Source organism: Caecibacteroides pullorum (assembly GCF_019239235.1).
Classification (GTDB): domain Bacteria; phylum Bacteroidota; class Bacteroidia; order Bacteroidales; family Bacteroidaceae; genus Bacteroides; species Bacteroides pullorum.
Genome location: NZ_JAAZTS010000002.1, coordinates 45,080 through 57,518 on the forward strand (window position 1 = coordinate 45,080; position 12,439 = coordinate 57,518).

A 12,439-nucleotide genomic window follows, 5' to 3' on the forward strand; every position below is an offset into this window, starting at 1 on the left:
TTATCAATTAAACTATGGAGACAACAATGATTTCGGGGTTCCGCAATTTGTATGACAAGGAACCGATGGAGATGACAGTGGCCCGCTTCGTGGACTGGATACGCACGAACGGGGAGGTGAAACGACTGACGGAGGAATACCGACGGCTGACGGCCAAAGGAAGCGAAGGGGAGGCGGCACGGGTGAAACGGGCGCTGCCTGCCGCTACACTGGCCGGTGTGTTCGAAGGGGGCAGGCAGGAGAAGGACCTGAAGCGGCTGACGGGGCTGATGATGTTCGACTGGGACCACGTGGGAGCGGCACGCACACAACTGCTCGAAAGGCTGCGGATGACGGACTGCGTGATGCTGGCCTGGACGTCGGTGTCCGGCGAAGGGGTGAAGGCGGTGATCCGCGTGGACGTGACGAGCACGGAGGAGTACCTCAGGGCGTATCGCGTCGTGGGGCGATGGATGGAACAGCGGACGGGATGCCAGGTGGACGAGGCGTGCCGCAACGTGGGACGCCTGTGCAGCGCGGCGCACGACGAGGAGCTGTACGTGAACTACGGGGCACGGATGATGGCCTGGCGCGGACTGGAGACGGACGAGGACAGGCTGGAAGCGAAGCGCCGGATGCAGCAGGAGGCGGACACCGAAGGGGGCGAACCGCAGGGCGAGGGAAGCGGCATGCTGCAGGGGATGCTGGACTACTTCCTGCAACAGAACGGCTTCGAGAAGGGACACCGACACGAGCTGCTGCTGAAGCTGGGACGGACGGCAAGATGTAAAAACCTTTCGCCACAGGAGCTGGAAGAGCTGAAAAAGCTGGTTACGGGGAAATTGGGAAGTACGACACTTTCGGAGTCAGAAATTCGGAAATGCTTATCGGACGGATACAGCTATCTGAGCAGGAAATCGGAGGAAAATGTGTCCGAAAAAAATAAGCTCAACGCTCACAACCGCCACTATGGACCCCCTGTCGAAGCGGACGAACGGGACGCGGAACTGGATTTGTCAGAAAATAATGAAAGGCTGAGAGGGGCGTTGCCCTACTTCGACGACGCCATCTTCGACGGCCTGCCGCAGCTGCTGAAGGAGGGGCTGACGGTGGCCATGGACCGGCGGGAGCGGGACATGGTGCTGATGGCGATGCTGACCCACCTGAGCGCCTGCCTGCCGGACGTGCACTTCCACTACGACCGCCACGACATGCGTCCGCACCTGTATTTTGCCGTCGTGGCACCGGCAGCTACGGGAAAAGGCATCGTGACGCAGGTGTCCTACCTGTCGCACCCGCTGCACGACTACTACCTGGCCCGCGGCGAGGAGGAACAGGCGGCCTACGAGGCCCGGCTGCAACAGTGGAACGAGGACTTCAGCGAGCGCATGCGCAAGGGACGCAAGGGCGAGAAGCCGGAACCGAAGCCCAAGGAGCCGGAACGCATCTATTTCCAGATATCGCCCAACACGTCGAAGTCCATGCTCTACCGCCAGTTGTGGGCCAACCGCGAGGTGTCCGGCGTGCTGCATACGTCGGAAATAGACGCGCTGTCGGCCGCCATCGGGCAGGACTACGGCAAGCAGGACGACGTGCTGCGCGCCTGCTTCCACCACGAACCCATCAGCTCGTCGTTCAAGGTAGACGGCAAGCCGGTGTTCGTGCCCTATCCGATGCTGGCGCTGTGTATGACGGGGACGCCGATGCAATTCCTGTCACTGGTGCACAACACGGAGGACGGACTCTTCAGCCGACTGGCGGCCTACCAGGTGCAGCCGCAATACGTGTGGCGCGACGCCAGTGCGGAGGGGCAGGTACAGAACCTGCGGACGCACTTCCGCGAGCTGGGCAAGCGGGTGCTGAAGATGCACGAGATGATGAAGGGGCGGCGTACGGACGTGGAGCTGACGCGGGAGCAGTGGCGCCGCCACTCGACTTTCTTCAGCCGCAAGTTGCAGGAGGTGGTGGCCGAAGGGGGCGAACGCATGGCGTCGTCGGTGATGCGCATGGGGCTGATAGCGGCACGCATCGCGGCGGTGCTGACGGCCCTGCGCAAGGGGGAGGACGAGCTGTGGGCGATGTCGACGCGCTACTGTTCGGACGAGGACCTGGACGCGTCGCTGGCCATCGCGGCGGTGTTGCTGGAACATGCTTTGCTGTTGAGCTCGTCCATCCCTGCCTACGAGAGGCGGGTGCGTCCGTTGCAGCCCTTCGCCCGCCTGCTGCCGGTGCTGGAGAAGCTGCCCGGGACGTTCACCTACAGGGAGCTGATGGAGGAGGCGCAGCGGCAGGAACTGCCGGAATCGAGCGTGCGAAGGATTTTGAAAAGAATGACGGAACGAGGCGTGCTGAAACACGAAGGAAAAGTCTATAAACGGCTCTAGAGGCCATTTCGCTCGACAAGGCGTCCAAGGGGTAAACGTGAGCGTTGAGCTTAAAAAATGTTGAGGTTTGGACGGCTGAAGCGGAGGTCTGGAGGAATAGAGTGGAGGACTGGGACGCTAGTCCAGCAGCACGAACGGCGCCCAGTAATAGGGCTGCGGATACTGTTTTCTCACTTCCCGGACGGCCTGCTCCAGCGCCTCGCGCACGGGTTTTCCTTCCAGCCAGTAGCGGTAGAACTCGGACATGAGCAGGGAGGTGGAGCGGTCGTTGACGCTCCACAGGCTGACGAGCAGCGACTCGACACCGGCCTGCTTGAAGCCGCGCGGCAAGCCGTAGACGCCTTCGAAGCTATAGTTGCCCAGGGCCGTCTCGCAGGCGGAGAGCACCACGAGGCGCGTCCCGTGCAGGTCGAAACGGGCCACTTCGTCGGCCGTCAGGATGCCGTCGTTCTCGTCGTGGCCTTCCGCTCCACACCAGGTGGCTTCGGCGCCTGCCAGTGCGATGCCCGCACGACGCATGGAGTTGGTCATGTTCTGCATCCGCTGGCGGTAGTAAGGGATGCGGGAGGCGTCGCGGTCGTCGGCCACGAAAAATCCGTGGGTGGCCAGGTGGATGACTTCGGGCTTGCGGGCGGCCAGCTCCTTGAAGGCGGCTTCGGTGGCCGATGCGCCTTTGCGGACGGTGAGGTCGGCGGAGGAGAGGCGGTGTTCCGTCAGTTTGCGTTCGATGTTGGCCAGTTCGTCGCCCGTGAAAGGCAGGTACTTGAAGTGTTCGCGGCTGACGCCCCGGTTGTCGAAGTCGTCGAGGGCGAGGTCGTCGTCCGCTCCCCGGGCTTCGTCCGCACGTCCGCTGTCGGCCAGTAGCTGCTGGCGGGGCGAGTAGTAGATGTCGCCCATGAGCAGGGCCGAGCGGGGTGTCTGTCCGACTTCACGCGGCTTCAGCAGGGCGGCCGTGGTGGTGAGCTGGCGCAGGCGGTACTTGTCCGTCAGGTAGCTGCCGTCGGGCGTGGCGAAGGCGGCGAACGAGAGGTTGTTCAGGATGCCCGGCGTGGTGAAATAGACCGTCCTGACGCCCTGGAGGCAGGGCTCCAGAGGTGCCCACAGCATGCCGTAGAGGTCGACGGCCTGTTCGTTGTAGAGCTTGACGGCCAGTCGGGCCGAGGTGTTGGCGTCCAGCGCCTTGAGGCGGGTCACCAGGGTGTCGCTCTCCACCAGTCGAACCGGGCGGGGAGACGGGCTGTCCGGTCTGACGACCAGTGCCATGACGTGCTTGCCGGCGTACACGAACTCGATGGCGGCTTCGTCGGGGGCCAGCTTCTGCCGTATTTCGTCCCAGCTGACATGCAGGGCGTAGCGTTTCCGGTAGGGTTCGGAGGCCTCGATGATCTGCTGTTCCAGTACGTTGGCGGCGTAGGCCAGGCGGCTCTGTTCGGTTGCGGCTTGGGTGTCCTGCAGGTTTTCGTAGGGGTTCATTCGAATACTACGTTGATGGATGCGCAGGCGGTCGAGGCTGTCCAGTGCTGCCACGAGGACGCTGTCGCCTGACTGGCGTATGGCCTGAAGGGTCTGCCGCTGGGAGCGCAGCTGCATGCCGGTGCGGTAGAGCACAGCGTCGTAGGCTTCGGCTGCCAGGGTGTCGGGCATCGCCTCGAGCAGGGTGGTGAGCCAGAATGCCGGATCCATGTAGGTTTCCATGAAGTTGTTCTGCTCGTTTTCGGTCATCAGCTGGAAATTGCCGTCCATGATCCGGCGGATGGAGGCATAATAGCGGCGTGCGTGGGGGAGCGCCTTTGCGAACTGCCCCTGCTGGCAATAGAGGCCGCACAGGCGGCTTTCCAGGGCGGTGTGGTCGTTGGGAGCAATCTGTTCCAGCAGGTCCAGCTGCTTCTCGGCTTCCAAAAAGGCTTTTAGTGCCTGGGCATGCTGCTGTTGTTTACCATACATGTCGCCCAGGGCAATCCAGGCGTAAAAAGCATCCAGAGGCTTTTCCTTTCGCAGTTCCACATACCGTTTCATGTAGTGGAGTGCTTTTTGAGGATTGGACTCCAGGGTTTGATAATAATGTGCCAGGTAGTAGATGAGGGTGGCATATTTGTTTCTTGTCTGGGGAGTGAAGCCGAACTTTTCAAATTCTTCTTCAAGTAATATCATCATGTTTTTTATTGGCTCCTGATAGGTGGACAGTAAATCTGTATATTGTTGCCAAAACTTTTTTTGTTCGTCCGTCATAAGTTCTCTGTTGAATTGATTATCCATCTTTTTCGTGTCAATTATAAAGTCAACACACATAGTGGTTATCTCTGTCACGTAGAGCATCAAGAATTGTGGGTCGTTTCCGCTTTGGGCACACAATTTTGCTGTGATTTGCATAATGGACGACATAAGAGGGGCGAGTTGAGCGAAGTCATTGCTGCTTTCGGTAAATATCAGGTTGTAGCATCGTATCAGGAAGCTCAGGATATTTGGTGTGTAGTAGGTGATACGATCGGGGGTGTAGTCTTGTAGCTGTTGGTTGATGAGTCTTTTGGCTTCGACCATCTGATTCAGGTTGTCGTAGAGGATTTCGTTTTTCAGAGCTGCCATGGACAGGTATTGTGGGTCTGCCACGTTGCCCCAGGTTTGCCATTGGTTCAGGGCGATGCCACGGTCGAGCATGTCTACGGCTTCCTGGTAGCGTCCCTTCTCTATCAGGTAATAGGCTGCCAGTTCAAAGCTATAGGTGCTGAAATTCAAGGAGTCTTCGATGGCTGTGAACATTTGGGTGGCCTTTGCATAGCTGTCGGCTCTTTCCGTCTCGCTGCCTCCGGTTTTTCCCAACAGGTAGGTGTACATCAGCAACTGATTGCATTTTTGGTTCTGTGTGCCATGAGTTGTATCTTCTATCAACAGACGACATACTTCGATGGCCTGCGGATATTTTCCTACGGAGAAGAGGCAGTCGAGGTAGGCGTTACGGGTCGCTGTACAGTCTACTCCTGCTGCTTGCATCCGGGCAATGAGATCGGAAAACAGTGCATCCGCTTTTTCTATGTCAATATTTGCCGTGAGTATGGCCAGGTCTTGCTCCGAGCCAAAGGTGATGGGAGAGGAAACTCCGAAACGGGCTTTGGTGTCGGTGCATACGTAACCTTGCATTTCTACAGCCAGTTGGTTGTTTGAAGATCCGGTTTTGCTATTCTCAACGAGCTGTCTTCCCAGCGCGATGGATAGCATGCTGCTGTCGTGATGGGTGCGGTAGAGCGTATAGGCTTGTGTCATCCGTTCGGTGGCCCGTTCTGGGAAACGGTCTTTCAGGGATGAATAGACTGAGTTCAGCAGGTAGGCTTTCTTCAGTGGTTGGGCTGTGTAGCGACGGTCCAGCAGGGCATCGAGATTGTCCAGTATATTTTCGGCTTCGGCAAGGCCGCTGGCTCCAGCGAAGGCTGCCATAAATGTCAGGAGGTTGACATAATAATAATTGTCTGTGCCCCAGCATTGCTCCAGTTTTTTCAGTAGTGCGGGACAGTTGGTGGCATCGGGATTGGGTTCCCCCATCAGCAGCCTGCATGTCCATAGGTCTGTGCGGATCAGCATACGTTCTACGGAGCCTTCGGGATAATAGGCTTGCATGTAGTCGTCCAGAAGCTGGACAACTTGCAATATCGATTGATCTACGGTTGAACTGTTGAATATGAAAATGTTGTAGGAGCGCAGCAGATGGATGACTTCGGGATGTCCTTCGGGGTACAGGACGCGATACAGCTGGTAGGCCTGGTAGTAATAGAAGTCGGCATTGCTTACGATTCCATTATTCAGTTTGAAATATCCGGTACTGTCCTGCCAGCCGAACTGATTTTGTGCCCAGTTGGCTTCCACCTGATGGCTCAGGGTGGACTTGGCTTCTGCCAGCAGGTAGTAGAGGAAGGCCCGGGTGTGGTCGGCGGTTTCCGATTGGACGGGGTAGAGGGTGAGGACTTCCTGCTCCGTCTTGAGCAGCTCGGGATAGGTTTCGGGATCTTCGACGAACCGGTCCCACAGACGGTTGGTGAACTGGGTCAGCCTGGCCGCACAGAGGAGGGACAGCCTTTCGCGGTCGGTCTCGGTGGTGGTGGGTTGTTGCAGGTCTTTGATCAGCTGGTCTACCTGGGCGGTGACGTCCTGCGTCGTGCTCAGCTGGATGGAAAGGAGGAGGCGGCACCATGCGGTGGTCAGGTGGCGGCTGCCCAACTGTTCGCCGGATGCCCGGGTGAGTGCCTGGAGAGCCCGGGTGCCTGCTTCGGAACACGGATCGCTTTTTCCGCTGTCCAGCCAGTCGGCATAAGCCTGTAGCTCGGGGACCTTTTGGGCGGCTGTCCGCAGCAGGGTTTTGACTTCCGGTTCGCGCTGTCCGTCGTAGATGGCCCAGAGGGTTGTTCTGAACAGTGTTTCCGTGTCCATACCTTCCGGACGGGGATAGTGTTCCGCCATCCAGGCCCGATATTCGTTGATGAGTTCATCGGCCGACTGGGCTTTCGCTTCCGTATTGTTTACCAGCAACAGGAAGAGCAACAGTGCGCAACAGATCCACTGTGTTTTGATTCTCAACATGGTCCCTCCTTTTTTCTCTTGGGACAAATGTAGAGATTTTTGTTTTAAAAATGAAAATAGAAGTGTACTTTTTCCCTATTTCCCATTCTCCATTATCAATTCTCCATTTTCAATTGTCTCAAGGCTCTCCCAGCGCTTCTACAATGAGGCGGACCTGGGCGGGGGTGAAGACGCGGGAATGGGACGTGAGACCGGTGGCGGCCAGGCGTGCGCCCAGGGTGGGATGATGGTTGATCCATCGCAACAGTTTCCGCCAGGCTCCCTGGGCGGAGAGTTCGGGGGAGTAGAGTAGGGCCAGTTCGGTGCGCCCGTATGTCTTTATCTTGAAGGTTTCCATACGTCAAATTTACACCTTTTCTATCAGATTTCCAAAGGTTTAAACGAAAATAACGGTACAAAAGCGTAGGGAGGTGGAGAGAAGGGGAAACGGGTGGAAGGAGGGGGTGTATCTTTGTGGTAACAAATTTCCAATTATCAATTATCAATTAACAATTAACAAAATGATTCGTTACAAAAAGTATCAAGTGACTGGAGAGAACAGTCCGCTGAATGGGTTGTGGTATGCACGCCCCGTGATCGAGGAAACGCTGGACATCGACGCCTTGTCCAAGCACATGTCGAAACACAACACGCCGTTTTCGCCCGGTGTGATCAAGGGAGTATTGGCGGATATGGTGAGTTGTATCAAGGAGCTGATTCTGGACAGCAAGAACGTGAAGCTGGACGACCTGGCCATCTTCTCGGTGGGCATCGTCAGCGACCACGGGGCTCCGAGTGCCGCCGAGTTCAAGGTGAGCGAAAACGTGAAGGGACTGAAGCTGCGGGCACGTGCCACGGGCGAGCTGAGCAACGCGAAGCTCAACCTGGAGGGTACGCTTCGCGAGCTGTCCGAGTATGTAGTAGACGGCGAGACGGCCGGAACAGGCGGTACGACGCCGGGAGGCAGTGACAACGAGGACGAGGAAGGAGGAAGTCCGTTGTAATCATGGAGAATGGAGAATTGAAAATGGATAATTAGCCTGTCCGCAGGTCATTGTCAGTTTTCAATTCTCAATTATCCATTCTCAATTTTAATAATCTATTCTTAATTATCCATTACCAAAGTGAGCGAAACAACAACGAAAAAGAAAAACGTGTGGAGCCTTGTGCTCAAGATTATTGTGACCGTGGCGACAGCCTTGGCCGGTGTGTTTGGTGTAGCGTCGTGTATGTCGTGATGAGGATGCACTGCCGCAACCACAACCGTCACAGCATCGGCATCTGCTATGAAGGTGGGCTGGACGCTGGGAAGTAGTGCCTTTATTTTGAGGTGGGAGGGATGAGGTGAGGGGGGAAGGCTCGTTAGCCGTTCGGAATAGTGATTTACGGTTTTTAAGGAAGGTGTGTCAAACTTGGAGAATGTCTTTCCGGGTTCGGCACACCTTCCTTTTTGCTGATTCAGGGTAGGAATGACAAAATAGATGAAACATGTTGGTAGAGAGGAAGTATAGAACTAACGAGGGATTATTTATTTTCGTCAAGAAATCTTTTGTCGTTTAAAATAAATCGCTACATTTGCGTCAGCCTTAAAATTAGTATTAAAAATAACAACGACTGAACGACTATCAGAAATGCTAATTTATAGTGAAATTGATTTTGTGATTTCGTAGACAAATAAAATAGGTTGCTATATATGGGAGCATTAATGAACATCTTTTATCATTCACTGGGGAGTATGCTGGTGGGTGTGGTCTTGACCATCATTGGTATTATATTGATGTATGTGTTGATTCGCTTATGGTGGCGCAATTCGACTTTTTCCATTGCCAGTATTGCTGTAGGCATTATCCTTTTTTTCTTTCTTTCTTTTCAATCAATTTTGCTTTGTGGTGCCATCACGATTAAGTCATATTGTGATGATGTTGAATTTTATGTAAATAAGTTGGTGCAGGATATACCTAGTACACAGGCTTTTTCGACGGAAGACAGTCAGGTGATTCTTGATCATATAAGTGAGGAATGGCCTTTAGTGGGATATTATGTGAATATGGCAGATTTCCAGGGTCATACTTCGGATACGATTGCTGAAGCCATGAGTGACGAGTTGCGGAGCTATATGAATTGGTTTATTTTCCGACGCATCTGTTGGTCGCTCTTGTTTGTGGTGGTAGGTGCCGTTATTGTAATAAAGACTATTTCGATCCGTAACGACAGCCATCGGAACGCCAGACGGGTGGGAGCTTCCTCCGGCAATCGGACTTCTGTAGGACATCCCAGCAGAAGACGTATGACAAGAAGATAAGTAAAGCATATTAAATAAAATCAATAAGATATGACAAAGACAAATTATTGCAACAGCAACCACATTCTGGTTGGTTTGGGAGGTACGGGCGGCAAGATTCTTCGTGCCTTTAAGATGCGTATGTTTGAAGAATTTCCTACCCAGGAGGAACGTGAAAAGTTGCCAGTAGCGATTCTGTATGTAGACTCTACAGACGAAATGATGCCTAAGGACGGGAAGGCCCGCCCGGACTTCAGAGTCATGGGGCAGGACGCTTCGTTTACGAACAATGAATTCCTGAATATCAAGGCTGTCGATGTTGAACATATTCTGAACCATATAAGTAATTATCCTTCTGTAAGAGGAATTGTAAACAATGTGGATGCGGTCCGATCGGCAATAGGCTCTTTGGGGCAGGCTGCCGGGCAGAAACGTCGTGCCGGTCGTCTGTTGTTTGCAGCTAATGCAATCGGTTATGTAAATAGCCTGAGGGATGCGTATGCACGTTGTGAACGGGTGTCGGGCGATTCGAGCCGTACCAATATTCATATCTTTGCCGGACTCTGTGGCGGAACAGGATCGGGTTCGATTGTGGATGTCATTACTCAGTCCAGAAAAACATTCCCGAATGCTAAAATAGCCGTTTATGCCATGATTCCTGAGATGAACCTGCCCAAGAGCGATATGGATCAGGGACGTTATTACCAGAACGGATATGCGGCCATGAACGAGCTGAACGCTTTGCAGGCCGGACGCTGGAACCCGCAGGATGTTACAGGCGTGGGTGAGCTGGCATTGTATAACGACCGTGTAAAAGGTGTGGCAGACGGTTTGACGATTTACAGCAATGTCAACGAGAACGGTTTAACGATTAATTCGCTGACGGAATTGCCAAAGATCGTAAGCGATTATATTTTTGCCCGCATATTCTTCGTGAATGATGAAGACCAGATCAACGATGATATCATCCGAGCTTATAATTTTGAGAACATGGATGATTTTGCTTTGGAATATGACGAAGCGGCCAATCCCGGAAGCAACGGACGGATTCCTGTGGCACGAACCAAAAAAATAAATTCGTTTGGTATCAAACGCGTGATGTATCCTGAGCTTCGTATCCTGAAACATATTACCTATACGGTAGGAGAAAGTATTCTGTATCAGTTCAAATACAATAACTGGCGTGAAAACCAGGGATTTGTCAATGAAGAAAAGAACAAGGACTATCGGAAGGAATATTTGAACAAGGACAATCTTTCCAATTGGATGCTGGACGATGCGCATCTGACATTGGATGTGAAGATCCTGGAATCGGATACGGATTATCCCCGTTTCAATGAATATTGGCATGACAAAGCCATCGGCTATGCGGAAGAGGCGAAGAAAGCCGATTGTCCGTTGAACGAGCTGGACAATATCATGGGCGAATTTTATTTGCAACATTTCCGTGAAGAAGGTGTCGAAGCTTTCTTCAAGGGAAAAGAACGGGCGATCCCTGAGATGGCCAGAGAAATTCGCCATAAGATAGAAGCGGAACTGTTTGAGAAATGGAAAATCGGTGATGTGTCTATCGTCGAGCTGCAAAAGGTTTCTAAGTTGCTGTTGGAATGTGTGGGAGAGATCCGGACAGATCTGGACAAGAAGGCCAATGATGAGAAAAACAACTATGAAATTTGCGATCAGGACCGTATAGCTACGGTAGAAGACTGGAGCCAGTTGGGTATTCTGCAGCGTATGGTAGGTAAGGGAGCACGCCTGTATGCCGACCATCAGAATATCCTGACTGATTACTATACTTCGAAAACAATGCTTCTGGCCTGGGAATTCGCCAAGAAACTGGCCGCGAAACTCGCTGTGGAGCTGGGTAAGATGGATGCGGATATCTCGGCGTTCGGTCAAAAGATCAATGATGCCATAGAGGAAACTGAACGACTGGTTACAGCCCAACGGAAAGTGAACAAGGGGCTGGAAGACATGAAGGGAGCCATCATCGAGGTTAGTGAGGACGATACGATGAGCGAATTTGAAACGGACCTCAGGACGGATAAACTGGATATGCCTAATATCGCCAGACAATTGCGTGATTCGATTCTTCCAAAGACTGAATTTATCAACTTTGGAAATCTGGCCAATGAAATCAGCATCGATGACATCAAGGATGCTTTCGATGTTAAATTGACCCAGATCGTGAAGACTAAACACGATGAAAAAGCGAATAGCGACAGGAAGGTGCTGGGCCTGAATATCCTGACACAATTGCAGCAGAAACTGAAGACGGATGATGACATCAAGTTCTTCGCTTCGAAGATTGTAAGTCAGAGTGGAGTGTATCTGAGGCTTAACAACGATCAGGTACAGTTGCATCTGCGTAACAACGAAGGGAATCTGAGTCCTACCAATCCTGCCAGCATCAATAAAAAAGCGATATTGGTGTCGATCCCTTCGCCCGATGATAATGAGAATCTGAAGAAATTTGCGGATAAGCTGGAGGCTGCTTTCAAGAACTCGTTCAATCAAAGTACTGCACGTACAACCATCACGGTTAACCGAAAGAGTCCGCGTAAGGATGAGTTGTCTATTATTACGGTGGCTTATTGCTTCCCGGTACGTGCCATTGAGTGGATGGAACCCTATAAAAAACGCTATGAGCAATTCTTGCATACCGGAAATGTGGCAACGGATGCTAGCAACGCGATCTTGCTGCATAGCGAGGGCGATGGAAGCCAGTTCCCTTCTCTGTTTGCTGTAGACAATGCTGAAGAAATAGCTGCAAAAGCTGCTTTGGAGGCTCAGCAGGCCCAACAAGCTCAGCAAGCCCAGCAGGCTGGCATGGCAGGAATGGCCGGTATGGCGGGGGTACAGCAACCCGGTGCCTTCACCCAGCCGACAATGATGCCGCCTCAGACTCCTCAGCCGCCTACGTTTGGCGGAGCACCTGTTCCTCCTCCTGTTACACCGGCTATCTCTTTATTTATAGCTGTGGGTGGCCAACAATACGGTCCGTACAATATGGATATGTGCAGACAGATGGTGGCTGGAGGTCAGCTGACACCGCAAACCATGGTATGGATGGAAGGACTGCCGGCTTGGGCTCCTGCAGGAACGGTTCCGGTTCTTCAGGCATTGTTTGCGCCTCCGGTAGCACCTTCGATGCCACCTCTGCCTCCTACCAATGGCTCGGTGCCTCCTCCCCTGATGTAAAAAAGTAAGCTAGTGAAATATAATAAAGTAATAAATAATATAGTAATAT

Annotated in this window: 7 protein-coding genes; 5 read left to right on the plus strand and 2 right to left on the minus strand. The window is 53.1% G+C overall.

What is annotated here, in order from left to right; all coding sequences use genetic code 11:
- The first annotated feature begins 14 nt into the window (after positions 1-14).
- The gene (locus HF894_RS02085; RefSeq protein ID WP_204970922.1) at positions 15-2,363 is read left to right on the plus strand and encodes a DUF3987 domain-containing protein; all 2,349 of its coding nucleotides are present in this window, start codon (positions 15-17) and stop codon (positions 2,361-2,363) included.
- Positions 2,364-2,480: 117 nt separating this feature from the next.
- Here HF894_RS02085 and HF894_RS02090 read toward each other — a convergent pair whose 3' ends face one another.
- Together HF894_RS02090 and HF894_RS02095 are read right to left on the minus strand one after the other, a co-directional pair.
- Entirely contained in the window at positions 2,481-6,929 is a 4,449-nt protein-coding gene (locus HF894_RS02090; RefSeq protein WP_204970923.1) for a CHAT domain-containing protein, read from the minus strand.
- 118 nt (positions 6,930-7,047) lie between these two features.
- Complete coding sequence (locus HF894_RS02095) at positions 7,048-7,266, minus strand: DUF4248 domain-containing protein (protein ID WP_021847229.1); 219 nt, start codon at positions 7,264-7,266, stop codon at positions 7,048-7,050.
- Positions 7,267-7,429: 163 nt separating this feature from the next.
- Between HF894_RS02095 and HF894_RS02100 the strand changes: the two genes are divergently transcribed.
- The 4 genes from HF894_RS02100 to HF894_RS02115 all read left to right on the plus strand — a co-directional run bounded on the left by HF894_RS02100 (position 7,430) and on the right by HF894_RS02115 (position 12,390).
- Entirely contained in the window at positions 7,430-7,912 is a 483-nt protein-coding gene (locus HF894_RS02100; protein WP_204970924.1) for an HU family DNA-binding protein, read from the plus strand.
- 120 nt (positions 7,913-8,032) lie between these two features.
- A complete protein-coding gene (locus HF894_RS02105) occupies positions 8,033-8,146 on the plus strand; it encodes a smalltalk protein (RefSeq protein WP_159436202.1) in 114 nt (37 codons plus the stop codon).
- A gap of 455 nt (positions 8,147-8,601) precedes the next feature.
- Positions 8,602-9,210 carry a hypothetical protein gene (locus tag HF894_RS02110; protein WP_204970925.1) on the plus strand — a complete coding sequence of 203 codons (609 nt, stop codon included), beginning with the start codon at positions 8,602-8,604 and terminating at the stop codon, positions 9,208-9,210.
- Positions 9,211-9,240: 30 nt separating this feature from the next.
- Entirely contained in the window at positions 9,241-12,390 is a 3,150-nt protein-coding gene (locus tag HF894_RS02115) for a tubulin-like doman-containing protein (protein WP_021847232.1), read from the plus strand.
- Positions 12,391-12,439 lie beyond the last annotated feature (49 nt).

Bases quoted from the DNA above. Each gene is read 5' to 3' on its own strand.
- HF894_RS02085 (WP_204970922.1), top strand. From the start codon at position 15: ATGGAGACAACAATGATTTCGGGGTTCCGCAATTTGTATGACAAGGAA.
- HF894_RS02090 (WP_204970923.1), bottom strand. From the start codon at position 6,929: ATGTTGAGAATCAAAACACAGTGGATCTGTTGCGCACTGTTGCTCTTC.
- HF894_RS02095 (WP_021847229.1), bottom strand. From the start codon at position 7,266: ATGGAAACCTTCAAGATAAAGACATACGGGCGCACCGAACTGGCCCTA.
- HF894_RS02100 (WP_204970924.1), top strand. From the start codon at position 7,430: ATGATTCGTTACAAAAAGTATCAAGTGACTGGAGAGAACAGTCCGCTG.
- HF894_RS02110 (WP_204970925.1), top strand. From the start codon at position 8,602: ATGGGAGCATTAATGAACATCTTTTATCATTCACTGGGGAGTATGCTG.
- HF894_RS02115 (WP_021847232.1), top strand. From the start codon at position 9,241: ATGACAAAGACAAATTATTGCAACAGCAACCACATTCTGGTTGGTTTG.